Below are 14,682 nucleotides of genomic sequence, written 5' to 3'. Positions count from 1 at the left end.
GGGAAATGCAACAGCCACGTAACACGGACAAGTCGGCTACAACCCCTCGAACCCCCCGGCCGTCACACTGTGCGGGCGTCGCCTCGACCGGGCACGCCGCAGTACCCGTATACACGTCCATCACAGGGGGAACACCACTGATGCGCATCCGTCCCGTCCTCGCCCTCGCGACCGCCGCCGCGGCACTGCTCGTCGCCGCGCCTCAGGGCTCGGCCGTAGCCCAGAGCTCCGCCACCACCAGGGTCGCCGCCTGCCCGGAGAAGGCCCTCGCCGTGGCGGCGCACCAGGCCGCGAACCCCACCGTCGTACACATCAGCGTCACCAACCACTCGAAGCGGACCTGCACCGTCGACCGCATCCCGACCGTCACCTTCGGGGACCTCGACGGCGCGGCCCAGCCGGTGCCCGCCGGGGACAGCGGGCCGTACCGGATCGGCGCGGGCAGGACGGCGTACGCCGCCGTACGCACGATCGCCGACCTGGCCGACCCCGAGGCCCGTCGGGTGGACTCGATCACCGTCTCCGCCGATCCGGCGCGGTTCGGCCGCACCTTCACGGCGAAGGAACTGGGCGCCGGTGACGCCGTGCGCGTATGGGAGCCGGTGACGACATGGTGGAAGCCGTCGGTGGCCGCCGCGGACAAGGCACTCGGGCTCAACCAGGCATGAAGTCCGGGGCGCGGAGGGGCCGGCGAGCCGCTCAGAACTCGACGGGGTCCCGCACGATCGGGCACGTCATGCAGTGGCCGCCGCCCCGGCCGCGCCCCAACTCGGCGCCGACGATGGTGATGACCTCGACGCCGGCCTTCCTCAGCAGTGTGTTGGTCTGGGTGTTGCGGTCGTAGGTGAAGACCACACCGGGTTCCAGGGCGACGGCGTTGTTGCCGCTGTCCCACTGCTGGCGCTCGGAGGCGTACACGTCTCCGCCGGTCTCGACGACGCGCAGCTGCGGCAACCCGAGGGCCTTGGCGACGACTTCGGTGAAGGGGCGCGAGCCCTCGTCGGTGAGTTCGATGCCGGGGGCCTTGTCGCTCGGGCGGAGGGAGAAGGTGTGGACCGCGTCCATGATGGCCGGGTAGAGGGTCACCAGGTCGCGGTCGGCAAACGTGAAGACGGTGTCGAGGTGCATCGCGGAGCGCAACTTGGGCATACCGGCGACGATGACGTGCTCGGCCGCCCCGTTCTTGAACAGCGCGGCCGCGACCTGGGTGATCGCCTGCCGTGAGGTGCGCTCGCTCATGCCCATGAGGACGACACCGTTGCCGACCGGCATGATGTCGCCGCCCTCGAACGTGGCCTGCCGCCAGTCGAGTTCGGGGTCGCCCCACCACACCGTGGAGCCGGCCTAGTCGGGGTGGAAGGTGTAGATGGCCTTCATCAGGAGGGTCTCGTCGTGCCGGGCGGGCCAGTAGAGGGGGTTGAGCGTGAGGCCGCCGTACAGCCAGCACGTCGTGTCGCGGGTGTAGAGCGTGTTGGGCAGCGGCGGCATCAGGTACTCGCGTACGCCCGTCGACTCGCGGGCGAGTGCGAGATGACCGGAGCGGAAGCCGTCCGGCAGGTCGCCGGTGGCCAGACCGCCGATCAAGTACCGCGCGAGCGTGGCGGGTTCGAGGGACCCCAGGAAGGCCCGGGTGTCGTCGACGGGTCCGAGTCCGACCTCGTTGGCGGTGATCTTCCGGTCCAGGAGCCAGTCCCTGGCCGCGGGGATCGCCATCGTCTCGGCGAGCAGGTCGTGCAGTTCCACGACGTCGACGCCTCGTTCACGCAGCTTGTTGACGAAGTCGGCGTGGTCGCGCTGGGCGTTCTCCACCCACATGACGTCGTCGAAGAGCAGGTCGTCGGAGTTGGTGGGGGTGAGCCGGCGGTGTGCGAGGCCGGGCGCGCAGACCAGCACCTTGCGCAGCCTGCCGACCTCGGAGTGGACGCCGTACGCCGTCCCGTTGGTGCTGTCCTGACTGGTCACGGTGTGCCTTTCTCCAGGTCGTCCGGGCCTTCCGGGTCTTCCGGGCCTTTCGGTCAGAGGCTGATCCAGCCCAGCGCCAGAGCGACGATCCCGAGGATCGCGCCGGCGATCGAGACGGCGAGGATGACGAGTTCGCGGGGCGAGAACAGCTGTCTGCCCTGCTCGCGCCTGGCCATCACGTACAGGATCGTGGCGGGCGCGTAGATGACGAACGAGACAAGGAGGTACTTCAGCCCGGCCGCGTAGAACAGGAAGGCGGTGTAGACGGTGGCGAGCACGGCGACGAGGAGGTCGCTGCCGGGGCCCGCGCGGGCGATCTTGACGGCGAAGCCCGCCGCCAGCAGGAACGGGATCAGTGTCAGCGCGCTGGTCAGGTCGAGCGCGAAGTTGAAGGCGTCGTCCGAGAACAGGGTGACGACCAGCACGACTTGGGTCAGCAGGGTCGTCATCACGAGCGCGGGCGTGGGTACGTCGTCGCCGATGGAGCGGCCGAGGAAACGGGGCATGTCCTCGTCCTTGGCGGCGACGAACAGCACCTCGGCCGCCATCAGGGTCCAGGCCAGATAGGCGCCGAGCACCGAGACGATCAGGCCGACGCTGACGAAGACCTGCCCCCAGGTGCCGACGGCGTGCTCCAGGACCTCGGCCATGGAGGGCTGCCGCAGCTCGGCGATCAGGGGAACTCCAGGACGGTCGCGCGCCCCACACCCTCGCGGCGTTTGACGTGCCGTGAGTACGCGTTCGCGCGGATATGGTATCGCCGCCGCCCAGCGCGGGTGCGACGGCGCCGACGGCCGGAATGCTGAGGACCCAGTACGTCGCATTGCCGACGCAGGCGCTAGCCCATTGACGTCCTCGCCGCCTTGAAGGGCGACGACTCCGGTCCGTACCGCTGACGCGACACCACCGTGGGTTCCTGCTTCAGCGACCTGTGCCGTTCCGTGAGGAGCGGTCTTACCTGGTCTCCACAGGCGTGACTTCCCGCCCGTCCGGCGGTAGGTCCGCCAACTACGTTGTCAGACAAGCCGACGTTAGCAGTGGCCCTGCGGCCATCGGAGCCGCTGGGCCAAGGATGCCCTTCACCTCCACCCTGGAGGGTGGAGCACTGCGCAAATGTTCGATAGCCGAACGCCGAGAAGAAACCCAGGTACTCGCCGAAGCCGGCCTTCGCGTAGGCGTAGACGCCCGCGTCGAGGTCCGGTCTGCGGATGGCGAGGCGCTGGAAGACGAAGGCGAGCATCAGCATGCCGGTGCCGGCGACGGCCCACGCGATGAGGGCTCCGGCCACGCCCGTCTCCTGGGCGAAGCGGCGGGGCAGTGAGAAGACGCCGGCTCCGACCATCGAGCCGACGACCATCGTGGTGAGCGTCAGGAGCGTGAGTTTGGCGGCGGGTGGCGCCTTGGCTTCCACGTCGGCCTGCGTCATGGGCGTCCTAAGCAGGTCATGGTGTCCTACGACGGTGGGGCACCGGCGTCCGGCGACGGTGACGAGGACTACGCGATCTGTCGACGCGAGCGACCCTAGCAATCAAATGCACCAAATGCCCGATAAGCGAATTGGTCCTATCGTGCAGGTATGGAGCACGCACTCAGTCCCGCCACCCTGACCGAACTGCGCAGGCCCCGGCCCTATCCCGCGGTCTCCGTGCTGACGCCGACACATCGTCGCGAGCCCGACAACGCCCAGGATCCGGTCCGGCTGCGCAATGTGGTCGCCGAGGCCAAGAAACAGCTGGAAGCCGATCCGTCGGTCACCCGCGAACGGCGGATGGACCTCGTCGAGCAGCTCGACCGCGCCCTCGCGGAGGTCGATCTGACGCACGCCGAGGACGGCCTGGCCATCTTCGCCGCCCCCGGTGAGCACCAGGTCTGGTCGCTGGCCCGTACCGTGCCGGAGCGCGTGGTGCTGTCGGACACCTTCCTGACCCGCAATCTCGTCGCCGCGCAGGCCTCCGAGCGGCCGTTCTGGGTGCTGTCGGTATCGGCCGACCAGGTCACGCTGTGGAACGGCGGGGCCGACCGGGTCGCCCAGGAGCACGCCAACGGCTTTCCGCTCACACGGAGCCTGGAGGACCCGGACGCCGAGCGCCAGGAACGCGTCGGCGACCTGCCCAGCACCTTCCGCGACGAGCAGACCCGGCACTTCCTGCGCGACGCCGACACCGCCGTGAGCGCCGTCCTGCGCAAGCACCCCCGGCCGCTGTACGTCACCGGTGAGACCGCCGCTCTCTCCCTCCTCGACGAGATCGGCACCGTCACCAAGGAGGCCGCGCACATCCCGCACGGCGGCCTCGCGCACGGCACACCCGACGCCGTGTGGCAGGCGGTGCATCCCCTGATCACCGCCGAGGCGAAGAAGGACGTCGACGCGGTGGCGCGCGAGCTGGAAACGGCACGCGGTCGCAAGGCGTTCGCCGCCGGAGTCGACGAGGTGTGGCAGAGCGCGACCGAGGGCCGCGTCCAGCTGCTCGCCGTCGAGGAGAACTACCGCGTGACCGTACGCGACAACGGCGGCGACCATCTCGTCCCGGCCGAGAGCGGCGACCTGGACGCCCGCGAGGACATCGTCGACGAGATCGTCGAACAGTGTCTGGAGACCGGCGCCGAGGTCCGCTTCGTTCCCGACGGCAGTCTCGGGGACGCGAAAGGGATCGCAGGGGTGCTGCGTTACTGATCTCCACGGCCGACAATGATCCTGAGCTGTCGGCTGGAGAGGTGCGGAGCACGTGAGTGAACTACTGGGTGTAGCGGTCCTGGGTGCGGGGCACATGGGTGCCGACCACATACGGCGAATCGACCGGGTGATGGGCGGCGCTCGGGTCGCCGCGGTCGCCGATCCCGACACCGGGCGAGCCAAGGACGTCGTGACCGGAATCGACGGCGTCTCGGTCCACGCCGACGCGACGGCCGCGCTGGACGCACCCGGCGTACAGGCCGTGTTGATCGCGTCCCCCGGGCCCGCGCACGAGGAGGCGCTGCTCGCGGCCTTCGCGCGCGGTCTGCCGGTGCTGTGCGAGAAGCCGATGGTGCCGGATTCGGCCGGGGCGCTGCGGGTGGTGGAGGCGGAGTCGCGGCTCGGCCGGCGGCTGGTGCAGGTCGGGTTCATGCGCCGGTACGACGCCGAGTACCAGCGCCTCAAGTCGCTGCTGGACAGCGGTCGGCTGGGCCGTCCGCTGATGCTCCACTGCACGCACCGCAATGTCTCCTCGCCGCCCGGTTTCACCACCGCGATGCTGGTCAACAGCTCCGTCTCGCACGAGATCGACGCGGCGCGCTGGCTGCTAGACCAGGAGCTCACGGCCGTGACGGTGCTGCGCCCGCGCTCGTCCTCGCACGCCCCGGAGGGTCTCGTCGACCCCCAGCTCGTGCTGTTCGAGACCGCGGAGGGCGCACTGGTGGACGTGGAGATCTTCGTCAACTCCGGCTTCGGCTACCAGGTGCGGTGCGAGGCGGTCTGCGAGAGCGGGAGCGCGCGGATCGGGGACGAGCACACGATGGTCGTGACAACGGCCGGCGGGGCGTACGAGGAGGTCGCGCAGGACTACCTCGTACGGTTCGCGGACGCCTACGACCGTGAGGTGCAGGCATGGGTGGACGCCACCCGCGCGGGCCGGGTCACCGGACCGAGCGCCTGGGACGGGTACGCGTCGTCCGCCGTCGCCGAGGCGGGAGTCCGGGCGCAGGAGAGCGGCGGCCGGGTGACCGTCGAACTCGCCCCGCGCCCGGAACTCTACGAGCCGGTCAACCGCTGACGCTCGCCGCGCCCGTCTCGATGTGCCCGGTGAACCGGCGCGACCAGCTCGCGTCGGAGTCGACGGTGACCGTGAAGTCGTACCAACCGCCCTGGTACGCGACGGCGTTGAAGTAGTCCTCCGCCGAGGTACCCGCGGCGACGGTGTACGTCCAGGGACCGTCGCCGCGGTACTGGTTCGAGGTGATCGTGAACTTCACCGAGGACGCGGCGGAGTTGGCCATCCTGAAATAGATCGCCGTCTTCCCGGTGCCGGGCTCGGTGGCGTAACGGGTGCTCACTTCCGCGGACTTGCCCGCCTGCGTGGCGTCGCCCTTGAAGCGGCGCAGGAAGCGGTTGGGGCCGGTCATGGAAATGTCGTACTTCCCTGCGCCGTACCCGGTGCCGATGTTGAAGTAGTCGGAGGCCGTGCCGCCCGCGTCGACGGTGTACTGCCAGGGTGTGGTGTCGCGGTAGGCGTTCGGGTGGATGGAGAAGTGCGCGGCGCTCCTGGCCGGGGTGCCCTGGTTGGCCATGGTGAACCAGGCGAGGATCTTGCCGCCGGTGCCGAACTCCAGGTGGTCCAGGTAGCCGTTGGGCTGGTACGGGAGGGCGCGGGCGGGGCGGGTGCCGGGTTCCTGGGCGGGCAGCGCGTTGGTGGTGGGCACCGGGTTGGGCAGCGGGCCGCAGGTGCCGAAGCCGATGACGCTTGTCGAGGGCAGCGTGGCGGCGCCGTACACCGGGTGCGCGAAGTCGAAGACGCCGGTCAGGTCGCCGGTGACCTTGCGGCGCCAGGCGCTGATGTTGGGGCAGGGGGCGGGCTTGCCGAGCGCGCCGGTCCAGGTCTCCAGGAAGCGCAGCACGGAGGTGTGGTCGAAGACCTCCGAGGAGACCCAACCACCGCGCGTCCAGGGCGAGATGACCAGCATGGGTACGCGGAATCCGAGGCCGTACGGCACGCCGTTGAGGAACTCCCCCGCCGTGCCCGCGGGCGGCGCCGGGGGCGGTACGTGGTCGAAGAAGCCGTCGTTCTCGTCGTAGTTGAGGAACAGGACGGTCGAGTCGAAGACCTCCGGGTCGGCGGCGAGAGCGCGGTAGACGAGGTCGACGAAGTGGGCGCCGTCGCCGGGCGGGGCGTAGGGGTGCTCGGAGAAGGCCTCGTTGGCGACCACCCACGAGACCTGTGGCAGCGTGCCCGCGAGGACGTCGGCCTTGATGGCGGCGGCGATGTCGTCGGGCGTGGAGCCGGTGACCGCCGGTACGGAGGACATGCCTCGGTCGTGGAGTGGGTCGCCCGCCTTGGCGTCGGTGAACTTCTTGAAGTACGCGCAGCCGTTGTCGCCGTAGTTGTCCTGGGCGTTCTGGTAGACCTTCCAGGTCACTCCGGCCGTCTGCAGTGCCTCGGCGTAGTTCTGCCAGGTCAGCCCGGACTCGTCGCCGCCGTCGTAGCTGGTGCCGTCGACCTTGCCGCTCCACAGGTACGTGCGGTTGGGGCCTGTGGCACTGAGCGTGGAGCAGAAGTAGGCGTCGCAGATGGTGTAGTTGTCGGCCAGCGCGTAGTGGAACGGGATGTCGGAGCGGTCGAGATAGCCCATCGTGCGTACGTTGCCGACGCCCGAGACCCAGTTGTCGAGCCTTCCCTTGTTCCAGGCGGAGTGCTGCGAGGACCAGGAATGCGGGAGGTCGCCGTTGCACTGCGCGAGGGTCTCGCCGTCCGTGCCGCCGGCGGCGGGCGTCGAGCTCAGCTTCCAGGGGTACTGTCTGCCGCCGCCGTTCGGCTGGTTGAAGACGGAGTGGCCGCCGGACAGTGCGATACCGCTGCGGTCGCCGAAGCCGCGGACGCCGTTGAGGCGGCCGAAGTAGTGGTCGAAACTGCGGTTCTCCTGCATGAGGATGACGACGTGCCGTACGTCCGAGATCGTGCCGGTCGCGGTTGCCGCGGTCCCTGCGGCTTCGGCCGGCCGCGAACCGACGCCCATCGCGGCGCCTGCCGCGACAGTTGCGCCGAGCCCCACGAACCCTCTTCGGCTGATCGGTGTCATTCGCCCGCCCTCGTCACCGGAGTGCCCCTGCGGCACACCGCGCGCAAGCGTGCACGGGGCGATCGTCAAGGTCCATGCCTGAGTGGTGAGGCGGGGATGAACAGCCGTAGAACCGTGATGGACGTCAGATGTGGGTGTCGGGGACGAGGATCACCTTGCCGGTGACGGTGCCGGACTCCGCCAGCCGCATGGCCTCCGAGGCCTGGCTGACCGGGATGCGGGCCGCGACCTGAGCCTTGATGGTGCCGTCGGCGAGCAGGGCGAAGACCTGCCCGAGGTCCGTGCGGAGGCGGGCGTGGAAGGCGGCCGGACGGCGCTTGCCCGCCCAGATGTTGTAGAAGTGCGTCCGCCGGCCGTTGGGGAGCAGCTTCCAGAGGAAGAGCCGCCCGACGAGCTTGAGGACGGGCAGCTTGGAGGATCCGGTGACGTCCCGGGTTGCGGCGCTGCCGTACGAGACGAGCGTGCCCCCGCGGGCCAGCAGCCGGAAGGAGTCGACGATCCCGTCACCGCCGACGTGGTCGAAGACGGCGTCGACTCCGTCCGGCGCCAACTCCCGCACCCTGGCGGGCAGATCGGCCGCACGGTAGTCGAGCGGCAGCGCGCCGAGCGCGCGCACCGCGTCGTGGTGACGGGGCGAGGCCGTGCCGATCACGCGGACGCCCGCGTGGGTGGCCAGTTGCACCAAGGTCGAGCCCACGCCGCCGTTCGCGCCGTGCACCAGCACCGTCTGTCCGGCGCGGACCTTGGCGACGCGGTGCAGCATCTGCCAGGCGGTGATGCCGTTGACGACCACCGTCTCGGCGTCGGCGGGGTCCAGTGCGCCGGGGACCTCGACCAGGTCGGTGGCCGGCAGCACGACCTGACTGGCCCAGCCGCCGACCTTGGTCAGCGCGGCGAAGCGGCGGCCGATCAGCGTGGCGTCCACTCCCCCGCCGACCCGGACGACGACTCCGACCAGGTCGTAGCCGGGGATGAAGGGGAACGGTGGCTGGTCGTAGTACTTGCCACGGCGCATCTGCTGCTCGGCGAACGACACCCCGGTCGCCTCCATGGCCAGGACGACCTCGCCGGCCGCGGGCTGCGGCGCGGGGCGCACGCGGATCTCCAGGCCGGACGGCTCCACCACGCCCGGGAGGACGACTTCGGTCACGTTCTCGCTGTTCATGACGGTCAAAGCCCTTCGTTTCGTAATAGCTTCACGTGTTCGTGATAGGTTCTAACTAAAGCTTGCTCCTCTACATTCCGTAAGTCAAGCTCAAGGTCAAGGACCACCGGCAGCAGACGAAGAGGCGACGACATGGCCGCAGAGAACCGGACCAGGCCCGGCCCGCGCGATCGGTTCCGCGCGCAGGTACGACAGGAAGTCAAGACGGCGGCACTGCGGCAGCTGGCCGAGGGCGGCCCGGAGGCGCTGTCGCTCAACGCCATCGCCAAGCAGGTCGGCATGACCGGCCCCGCGCTCTACCGCTACTTCGCCAACCGGGACAGCCTGCTCACCGAGCTGGTCATCGACGCGTACGGCGACCTGACGTCCACGCTCGCCCGCGCAGCCGACGGCACGCCGCAGGACGCGGCCGCGCGCCTGACGTCCGTCGTACGGGCCTACCGCGACTGGGCCCTGGCCGAGCCACACCGCTACCGTCTGCTCTTCCGGGCGCCCTTGCAGGGCTATGACGCCCAGTCGACGAGCCTGGTGGAGGCCGCACAGCCGGCCATGACCGTCGTACTGGACGTGGTGAGTGCCCTCGCGAATCCGGACACCGCGGTTTCCCAGGACTCGGGGGCCCAGTTCGAGGAGTGGATGAAGCGCCACGGAATCGAGGACGTGACGACGGCGGTCGCCTCACGCGCCACGATTCTCTGGGCCCGCCTGCACGGCTTGGTGAGCCTGGAGATCGAGGGCAACTTCGCCTCGATGGGCATCGAGCCGGCCCCTCTCTACGAGGCCGAGGTGCAGGACTTCGCGCGCCGGATTCCGTAACGCGGAGGGGCTAGCACAAACGACCCTCGAACAAGAGAATGACTGGAGCGCACGCGTAGCCTCGAACACCTTCAAGTCGCGTACGCCGCCTACGACTTGACCACGCCGGACGCGTACCGAACACGTGCTAGGTACCCACTCCATGGGGACTGTGGCATATGCCAGGTGCACCACCGTATCGTGTGTTGCCAAATCCCTTACAGCGCGTCGCAGGCTGTGCGACAGTCGTAACGGTCCTTCCTCAGCCTTGGTCGTACCGTCCCCGCATCGGAGTACGTCATGCCCTCCCATCTCTCTGCGGATCGCTCAGCCGCCCAGCCGCCTCAGCGCGGCACGGTTGACGCGCTCATATCGCAGACGCGGCGGCTGCGCGGTGAGGTGGACGCCGTACGGCGTGAAGCACCCGCCGACGACGAGGACCCGCAGGGACGCTGGCAGCGTGCGCTGTGCAATCTGGCGCTGCATCAACTCAACGACCTCGACCAGCACTTGGCCCAGCTGCGGGACGGACCGCCCACGGCGCCCGTCCAGCCCGCGCCCGCCCCAGCCGTCCGAGCCGTGCCGGTCACACCCCGGCGCGGCTCGCTGCTCAGCCGGGTCGGCAGCGCCGAGTGGAATCTGCTGACGGACGAGGCCAGTTGGTCGGGGGAGCTCTACCAGCTCCTGGGCCGCGACCCCGCCGCTCCCCCGCTCACGCTCGACGAGCTGCCGTCGCTGGTGCTCGACGAGGACCGGCCGATGCTGACCGCGATGGTCACGGACTGCCTCATCGACGCCAAGCCCATCGACGGTGAGTTCCGCATACAGCGCCCCGACGGCGGGGTGCGGACCGTGCACATGATGGGCGAGCCCGTGCTCGACGCCGACGGCAGCACCGTCTCGATGTGGGCCGTGCTGCGCGACGTCAGCGAACTGCGCAGCAGCCAGCGGAAGGTGAGCGAGACCCGTGACTCGCTGCAGCGCCAACGGCACATCGCGCAGACCGAGCACCGGCTCGCGGTAGAGCTGCAGGAGGCCGTGCTGCCGCCGTGGCGTGGCTCCCTGCGGTTCCCGCAGCGGGGGCCCGAGACCCTGGACCTCGCCGCCCGCTATCTGCCGTCGTCGACCAGCGCACTGGTCGGCGGCGACTGGTACGACGCTCTCGAACTACCCGACGGGGAAACCCTGTTGAGCGTCGGTGATCTCACCGGCCACGGAATCCCGGTCGCTTCGGGCATGGCGATGCTGCTCGGCGCCCTGCGCGGTATGGCCATGTCGGGCACCCAGCCGGGCCAACTCATGTCCTGGCTCAACCAGTTACTGGACGCCACCGTCCAACCCGCCCTCGGCAGCGCCGTCTGCTGCCGCTACCGGCCCGAGACCCGCACCCTCACCTGGGCACAGGCAGGACACCCCGCCCCGCTGCTGTTCCGCAACGGGACGGGGCGCATACTGCCGGCGCCGGACGGCGTGCTGCTCGGGGCGACCACTGGGGCCACCTACGGGCAGGCCGAGGAAACGCTCGAGGACGGCGACGTGCTGCTCCTGCACACGGACGGACTTGTCCCCCGGCGCGGTGGCGCAGTGGCCGCACCGAAGCTGCTCGCTCTGGCCCCGCGCTTCCACGAGGCGCGCACGGCACAGGACTGTGTACGGACGGTTGTCGAGGAATTCGGTGAGACCGAGCGCGAGGACGACGCCTGCGTGCTCGTGGCCAGGGTCGGCCCCTGACGACCGGACTTAACGTCCCTGGGACCTACGCCCGCGCGCTGTTGCCGCCCTTCGGCTTGAACGTGCCCTTCGGCAGAGCGAGTTCGATCTCCTCACGCAGTTCGTGGATCTTCGGATAGCTGGAGTACTGCCCGGTGAGCCGGTACATCTCGCGCAGCCGGTCCCAGGTGCGGTGGGAGGAGTTGGCCCCCATCGACGTCAGGGCCAGTCTCGCGTACCGGTCGGCCTGTTCGGGGTCGTCGGCGATGAAGCAGGCGGAGGCCAGGGAGATATGGTCGAAGATCTGTGACCTCTCTCTGCCCGACTCGCGCAGCTTGAGCGCCTCCTTCGCATGGCGCTGCGCGGTGGCGGCCGCGGCCGGCTCGTGTTCGGCGAGGGTGCGGTAGGCGAGGGCCTGCATACCGTGCATGTCCGCCTCGTCGAACATCTGCATCCAGCTCGGCGGAGGTACGTCGCCCCGGTCGGAGACGAACAGGTCCTCGGCCTCGCCGAGGGTGCGCCGCATGGCCTGGCCCTTGCCCATGGAGGCCTGTGCCCAGGCCTCGATGGTGTAGAGCATGGCCCTGGTGCGGGGTAACACCTCTTCGCCGGAACCGGACTTGGCGAGTTTCATCAGGTCGAGTGCGTCGTCGGGCCGGCCCAGATGCACCATCTGGCGAGCCGCTCGTGAGAGCGCCTCCCCGGCGCGGGGCCGGTCGCCGCCCTCCCGGGCCGCGTGGGCGGCGATGACGAAGTACTTCTGAGCCGTCGGCTCCAGGCCGATGTCGTGCGACATCCAGCCCGCGAGGACGGCGAGGTTGGCGGCGACGCCCCACAGGCGCCGCTGCAGATGATCGGGGTGTCGGTAGGAGAGCATTCCTCCCACTTCGTTGAGCTGGCCCACCACAGCCTTGCGTTGCAACCCGCCCCCGCGGGCGGCGTCCCAGGCCCGGAACACCTCGACCGAGCGCTCCAGTTCCTCGATCTCCTGCGACCCGATGGGGGCGGCCTCGTAGCGGTCGAACCCAGCGGGGTCGGCGTGCAGGGGATCGTCGAAATCAGGGGCGTCGGCCGCGAGGGCCGGATCGGTGTGCAGCCACTCGTGCATGGCAGAACTGAGTGCGGAGCCCGCGGCAAGCGCGGCACCCGCGCCCACCAAGCCGCGTCGGTTGAGCATGAGGTCCATTCCCGTGAATTCGGTGAGGACCGCAGCAGTCCGCTCGGGCGCCCACGGCACTCCGTCGGGATTTTCCACACTCCCGCCGCCTGGCCGTTTCCCCACGCGCCCGTGCCGGACCAGACCGAGGTCCTCGATGGTCACGACACGGCCGAGACGCTCGGTGAACAGAGCTGCCAGCACCCGCGGAACCGGATCACGCGGGATCTCTCCCGTGTCGATCCACCGCCGCACCCGTGAGGTGTCGGTCGCCAGTTGGGGGTGGCCCATCGCCGCCGCCTGCCGGTTGACCATTCTCGCGAGTTCGCCCTTGGACCAGCCGGCCAGGCCGAACAGGTCCGACAGACGAGTGTTGGGTTGTCCGTTCACGTCAAGCCCCCAGGTTCTCGGCTGATTTGACAGTAACCGCCTGTCAGTTGCTGAGCGACTATTCGCCAGGGTTCGCCAGGGTGCGCCAGATGGTGTGCCACTGGGCATCCGGTGTCAGGTAGGAACGCGCCACCCCGACCCGGTCGCCTCAGGACATTCCCCAGGGTGCACCAGGGCGGCCGGGGCGGGTAGCGCGGCATCTTGCAGGCACACGAAGGGATCTGTTTCGCCCATGTACACAGCATCGTCCTCCGTGTCCGCCCCGCCCCGGTCGCTGCACCCCCGCCCGGCCGGCAGCGGCCCCTACCTCGACCCCGCGCGTCCCGCGGCGGGCCCCGTGCTCGGCGCCGGCAGGACACGGCGCGTTCCGGGGCTCGGCACCCAACCGCTCAGCGGGAGACTCGACTTGTCCGGCCCTCAGGGCGCACAACTGCGCACGGCGATCGCGTCGGTGCACCGGATCTGCCCGGAGTTCGCTCCGGTCCAGGTGCTGCGCCGCAGTGGACGCTCCGTGCTCCTGGTCGGCACGACCGGGCGCAGCACGGCCGTCGCCAAGTGTTTACTGGACCACTCCCCAATCTGGGCGGAGCGGATCCGGCATGAAATAGCGGCATACCGCTCGTTCGTGCGGCACCGGCCGCCGGTCCGGGTGCCCCGGCTGATCGCGGCGGACCCGGACAACTGCACCCTCGTGATCGAGCGGATGCCGGGCCGGGTGGCCGCGCTGCAGCGGCATCCGGCCGAGGCCCCGCCCCGCGCGGACATCCGGGCGGCGTTGGGCGCGATCTGCCGGCTGAACGCGTGGCGGCCGCCGGCGGGGACGTTCAACGCCCCGCTGGACTACGCGGAGCGGATCTCCCGATTCCACGGGCTGGGTCTGCTCACGGACCGGGACATGGGCGATCTGCAGAAGCTGGTGCACGGCATCGCGCACTCGTCGGGCCGTCAGGGCATGGGCCAGTTCTGTCACGGCGACGCACTCCTGTCGAACATCCTTCTCTCACCGGCCGGTCCAGTGCTGGTGGATTGGGAGCACGCGGGATGGTATTTGCCGGGGTACGACCTGGCGACGCTGTGGGCGGTCCTCGGTGACGCTCCGGTGGCACGGCGCCAGATCAGCCAGCTCGCGCAGTCGGCGGGACCGGCGGCGCGCGACGCCTTCCTGGTGAACCTGATGCTCGTACTGACTCGTGAGATCCGCACCTACGAGACGGCCATGCAGCGTTCGATGCACGATGCGACCCCGGCGGCACCGGGTCCGGCCCACCCGGGTGCTGCGCCGTCCGGCGAGGAACAGCGGCTGCTGCTGCGGCGGCTGCACGACGACTGCCAGATGGCCCGACGGGCCGTCCGAGCGGCGGTCGGCACTCGCTGACGGGGATGGTGGTCCGCGGTCGCGCCTTGGACAGGGGCGCACCGCGGGCCTTCGTCATGTCTGGACGCCGGGGCTCCACCGGCCGGGCCAAGCTTCCACCGGCCGGACACGCGTCCACGGACCGGCCATGTGCCCGAGGACCGGCCATGCGTCCGGGGACCGAGGTGTGCGTCCAGGGACCGGGTTGTGCGTCCACCATCCGGGTTATTGGTCCACGCCACTGACGCTCCGCAGGCGGGATCGCCTCCGCCACGAAACCCCTTCCGCCCCTCGTTGACATGGGAAATCGCCTGCCTCTGGGCATGATTGACGGATCGTCGGAGACCCGGTACCACTGACGCACGTTCGGCCCCGCAC

At 69.9% G+C, this 14,682-nt stretch carries 10 protein-coding genes and 2 pseudogenes; 6 read left to right on the top strand and 6 right to left on the bottom strand.

The genetic code is table 11. The features are described from left to right. Positions 1-140: 140 nt before the first annotated feature. A complete protein-coding gene (locus OG246_RS30440) occupies positions 141-668 on the top strand; it encodes a DUF4232 domain-containing protein (protein WP_266470315.1) in 528 nt (175 codons plus the stop codon). A gap of 31 nt (positions 669-699) precedes the next feature. Here the strand turns inward: OG246_RS30440 and OG246_RS30435 are convergent. The 3 genes and pseudogenes from OG246_RS30435 to OG246_RS30425 form a co-directional block, all read right to left on the bottom strand. Further along, positions 700-1,962: pseudogene (locus OG246_RS30435) on the bottom strand (arginine deiminase). A 53-nt stretch (positions 1,963-2,015) separates the two neighbouring features. Beyond that, positions 2,016-2,808, bottom strand: a pseudogene (locus tag OG246_RS30430) (amino acid permease); the annotation flags it as partial. After that, positions 2,801-3,388, bottom strand: coding sequence for an amino acid permease (locus OG246_RS30425; protein WP_266470313.1), 588 nt, complete (start codon positions 3,386-3,388; stop codon positions 2,801-2,803). The pseudogene OG246_RS30430 and the gene OG246_RS30425, both read right to left, overlap by 8 nt. 150 nt (positions 3,389-3,538) lie before the next feature. Here OG246_RS30425 and OG246_RS30420 point away from each other — a divergent pair, with 150 nt between their 5' ends. After that, the gene (locus OG246_RS30420; protein WP_266470311.1) at positions 3,539-4,636 is read left to right on the top strand and encodes a chemotaxis protein; all 1,098 of its coding nucleotides are present in this window, start codon (positions 3,539-3,541) and stop codon (positions 4,634-4,636) included. 52 nt (positions 4,637-4,688) lie between these two features. Next, positions 4,689-5,714, top strand: a complete 1,026-nt coding sequence (locus OG246_RS30415; protein ID WP_266470308.1) for a Gfo/Idh/MocA family protein — start codon at positions 4,689-4,691, stop codon at positions 5,712-5,714. Here the strand turns inward: OG246_RS30415 and OG246_RS30410 are convergent. Together OG246_RS30410 and OG246_RS30405 are read right to left on the bottom strand one after the other, a co-directional pair. Then, entirely contained in the window at positions 5,704-7,734 is a 2,031-nt protein-coding gene (locus OG246_RS30410; RefSeq protein ID WP_266470305.1) for a phosphocholine-specific phospholipase C, read from the bottom strand. The genes OG246_RS30415 and OG246_RS30410 overlap by 11 nt on opposite strands. A gap of 124 nt (positions 7,735-7,858) precedes the next feature. Then, on the bottom strand, positions 7,859-8,899 hold the full coding sequence (locus OG246_RS30405) for a medium chain dehydrogenase/reductase family protein (RefSeq protein ID WP_266470302.1): 1,041 nt from the start codon (positions 8,897-8,899) through the stop codon (positions 7,859-7,861). 132 nt (positions 8,900-9,031) lie between these two features. Here OG246_RS30405 and OG246_RS30400 point away from each other — a divergent pair, with 132 nt between their 5' ends. Beyond that, positions 9,032-9,715 carry a TetR/AcrR family transcriptional regulator gene (locus OG246_RS30400; RefSeq protein WP_266470299.1) on the top strand — a complete coding sequence of 228 codons (684 nt, stop codon included), beginning with the start codon at positions 9,032-9,034 and terminating at the stop codon, positions 9,713-9,715. A gap of 279 nt (positions 9,716-9,994) precedes the next feature. Continuing rightward, positions 9,995-11,425, top strand: coding sequence for a PP2C family protein-serine/threonine phosphatase (locus OG246_RS30395; RefSeq protein ID WP_266470289.1), 1,431 nt, complete (start codon positions 9,995-9,997; stop codon positions 11,423-11,425). A gap of 25 nt (positions 11,426-11,450) precedes the next feature. Here the strand turns inward: OG246_RS30395 and OG246_RS30390 are convergent, their stop codons facing one another. Continuing rightward, on the bottom strand, positions 11,451-12,950 hold the full coding sequence (locus tag OG246_RS30390) for a hypothetical protein (protein WP_266470286.1): 1,500 nt from the start codon (positions 12,948-12,950) through the stop codon (positions 11,451-11,453). A 232-nt stretch (positions 12,951-13,182) separates the two neighbouring features. Between OG246_RS30390 and OG246_RS30385 the strand changes: the two genes are divergently transcribed. Next, positions 13,183-14,325 (top strand): aminoglycoside phosphotransferase family protein, encoded by a 1,143-nt coding sequence (locus tag OG246_RS30385; RefSeq protein WP_266470284.1) that lies wholly within the window; start codon positions 13,183-13,185, stop codon positions 14,323-14,325. The last annotated feature ends 357 nt before the right edge of the window (positions 14,326-14,682 follow it).

This window comes from Streptomyces sp. NBC_00620 (genome assembly GCF_026341825.1).
Classification (GTDB): domain Bacteria; phylum Actinomycetota; class Actinomycetes; order Streptomycetales; family Streptomycetaceae; genus Streptomyces.
Note: the sequence above shows the minus strand (reverse complement) of the source record. Positions and strands in the feature narration are given on the sequence as shown.

What these genes read in the sequence shown, in the direction of transcription:
- OG246_RS30440 (WP_266470315.1), top strand. Translation starts at nt 141, where the DNA reads ATGCGCATCCGTCCCGTCCTCGCCCTCGCGACCGCCGCCGCGGCACTG.
- OG246_RS30385 (WP_266470284.1), top strand. Translation starts at nt 13,183, where the DNA reads ATGTACACAGCATCGTCCTCCGTGTCCGCCCCGCCCCGGTCGCTGCAC.
- OG246_RS30395 (WP_266470289.1), top strand. Translation starts at nt 9,995, where the DNA reads ATGCCCTCCCATCTCTCTGCGGATCGCTCAGCCGCCCAGCCGCCTCAG.
- OG246_RS30405 (WP_266470302.1), bottom strand. Translation starts at nt 8,899, where the DNA reads ATGAACAGCGAGAACGTGACCGAAGTCGTCCTCCCGGGCGTGGTGGAG.
- OG246_RS30400 (WP_266470299.1), top strand. Translation starts at nt 9,032, where the DNA reads ATGGCCGCAGAGAACCGGACCAGGCCCGGCCCGCGCGATCGGTTCCGC.
- OG246_RS30410 (WP_266470305.1), bottom strand. Translation starts at nt 7,734, where the DNA reads ATGACACCGATCAGCCGAAGAGGGTTCGTGGGGCTCGGCGCAACTGTC.
- OG246_RS30420 (WP_266470311.1), top strand. Translation starts at nt 3,539, where the DNA reads ATGGAGCACGCACTCAGTCCCGCCACCCTGACCGAACTGCGCAGGCCC.
- OG246_RS30425 (WP_266470313.1), bottom strand. Translation starts at nt 3,388, where the DNA reads ATGACGCAGGCCGACGTGGAAGCCAAGGCGCCACCCGCCGCCAAACTC.